The sequence below is a fragment of the Arthrobacter sp. I3 genome (assembly GCF_000520575.1).
GTDB lineage: Bacteria > Actinomycetota > Actinomycetes > Actinomycetales > Micrococcaceae > Arthrobacter > Arthrobacter humicola_A.
On record NZ_KI914942.1, the window covers coordinates 27,550 to 29,849 of the forward strand.

The following is a 2,300-nucleotide window of genomic DNA, read 5'->3' on the forward strand; positions in this document are numbered from 1 at the left end:
TCCGCCAGCCCGGATAGAACGCGGAATTTTCCGGGTCGACGACGGCGAGGCCCGTCTCGTAGCGGTGGTACCGCAGGTACCGGCCAATCGTGGCGCTGGTCCCTCCAGTGCCGGCCCCGACCACCACCCAGCGAGGGACCGGGTGCTCCTCCATCGCCAGCTGGCCGAAGATCGATTCGGCGATGTTGTTGTTCCCGCGCCAGTCCGTGGCCCGTTCGGCGTACGTGAATTGGTCCATGTAGTGTCCGCCTGTGCTGCCGGCCAGATCCGCGGCGGCCTCGTAGACCTCGGAGGCGTGGTCCACCAGGTGGCAGGAGCCGCCGAACTGCTCGATCAGGGCGATTTTCTCGCGGCTGGTGGTCCGGGTCATCACGGCGATGAAGGGCAGTCCGAGCAGCTGCGCAAAATAGGCTTCGGAGACGGCGGTGCTGCCGCTGGATGCCTCCACGATCGTGGTGCCTTCCCGGATCCAGCCGTTGACGAGGCCGAAGAGGAACAGGGACCGCGCCAGCCGGTGCTTGAGGCTGCCGGTGCGGTGGGTGGATTCGTCCTTCAGGTACAGCTGCACGCCCCAGCGCTCCGGGAGCGGCACCGAATACAGGTGGGTGTCGGCGGAGCGGTTATTTTCGGCGTTGATCCGGCGGACGGCCTCGTCGGCCCAGGCCCGGTCCTGCAGGTGCGCGGTGTTCACCGCTACAGCCTACCGGGGGTGGCGGGACGCCAAAGATAGAGTGGGGAAATGGACACCCTTCTCGATGCTGCTGCCCTCAAGGACCGGATGGACTGCGCCGGCGCAGCCGGCCAGCGCACAGTACTCCTCGACGTTCGCTGGGCGCTGGGGGATCCCCACGGTCACGACCACTACCTGCGCGGACACATCCCCGGGGCCGTCTTCGTGGATCTCGCCACTGAACTTGCCGGACCGGCGGAACCGGAACGCGGCAGGCATCCGTTGCCGCCGTCGGAGCAGTTCCAGGCGTCCGCGCGCCGCTGGGGCATCAACGACGGCGATGCGGTCGTAGCGTACGACGACAGCGGCAACATGGCTGCGGCCCGGCTGTGGTGGATGCTGCGCAACGCCGGCTTTAGTTCTGTGTACCTGCTCGACGGCGGCCTGGCCGCGTGGCGGGCTGCCGGGTTCGACGGCTGTTCCGCCAGCCCGGATAGAACGCGGAATTTTCCGGGTCGACGACGGCGAGGCCCGTCTCGTAGCGGTGGTACCGCAGGTACCGGCCAATCGTGGCGCTGGTCCCTCCAGTGCCGGCCCCGACCACCACCCAGCGAGGGACCGGGTGCTCCTCCATCGCCAGCTGGCCGAAGATCGATTCGGCGATGTTGTTGTTCCCGCGCCAGTCCGTGGCCCGTTCGGCGTACGTGAATTGGTCCATGTAGTGTCCGCCTGTGCTGCCGGCCAGATCCGCGGCGGCCTCGTAGACCTCGGAGGCGTGGTCCACCAGGTGGCAGGAGCCGCCGAACTGCTCGATCAGGGCGATTTTCTCGCGGCTGGTGGTCCGGGTCATCACGGCGATGAAGGGCAGTCCGAGCAGCTGCGCAAAATAGGCTTCGGAGACGGCGGTGCTGCCGCTGGATGCCTCCACGATCGTGGTGCCTTCCCGGATCCAGCCGTTGACGAGGCCGAAGAGGAACAGGGACCGCGCCAGCCGGTGCTTGAGGCTGCCGGTGCGGTGGGTGGATTCGTCCTTCAGGTACAGCTGCACGCCCCAGCGCTCCGGGAGCGGCACCGAATACAGGTGGGTGTCGGCGGAGCGGTTATTTTCGGCGTTGATCCGGCGGACGGCCTCGTCGGCCCAGGCCCGGTCCTGCAGGTGCGCGGTGTTCACCGCTACAGCCTACCGGGGGTGGCGGGACGCCAAAGATAGAGTGGGGAAATGGACACCCTTCTCGATGCTGCTGCCCTCAAGGACCGGATGGACTGCGCCGGCGCAGCCGGCCAGCGCACAGTACTCCTCGACGTTCGCTGGGCGCTGGGGGATCCCCACGGTCACGACCACTACCTGCGCGGACACATCCCCGGGGCCGTCTTCGTGGATCTCGCCACTGAACTTGCCGGACCGGCGGAACCGGAACGCGGCAGGCATCCGTTGCCGCCGTCGGAGCAGTTCCAGGCGTCCGCGCGCCGCTGGGGCATCAACGACGGCGATGCGGTCGTAGCGTACGACGACAGCGGCAACATGGCTGCGGCCCGGCTGTGGTGGATGCTGCGCAACGCCGGCTTTAGTTCTGTGTACCTGCTCGACGGCGGCCTGGCCGCGTGGCGGGCTGCCGGGTTCGAGCTGGCA

The 2,300-nt window shown here is 68.0% G+C and carries 2 protein-coding genes and 2 pseudogenes; 2 read left to right on the forward strand and 2 right to left on the reverse strand.

Annotated elements, in window-relative coordinates; genetic code table 11:
* A partial coding sequence (locus Y706_RS26055) for a PLP-dependent cysteine synthase family protein (RefSeq protein WP_043436342.1) occupies positions 1–691 on the reverse strand: 691 nt, incomplete at its 3' end.
* 48 nt (positions 692–739) lie between these two features.
* On the opposite strand from Y706_RS26055, the pseudogene Y706_RS28330 reads away from it, so the two are divergent.
* Positions 740–1,141, forward strand: a pseudogene (locus Y706_RS28330) (rhodanese-like domain-containing protein); the annotation flags it as partial.
* Between the two features lie 7 nt (positions 1,142–1,148).
* Here Y706_RS28330 and Y706_RS26060 read toward each other — a convergent pair.
* Positions 1,149–1,841 (reverse strand): annotated as a pseudogene (locus tag Y706_RS26060) (pyridoxal-phosphate dependent enzyme); the annotation flags it as partial.
* A 48-nt stretch (positions 1,842–1,889) separates the two neighbouring features.
* Here Y706_RS26060 and Y706_RS30355 point away from each other — a divergent pair.
* Positions 1,890–2,300, forward strand: a 411-nt coding sequence (locus tag Y706_RS30355; protein WP_043436343.1) for a sulfurtransferase, incomplete at its 3' end; no start/stop codon positions are given.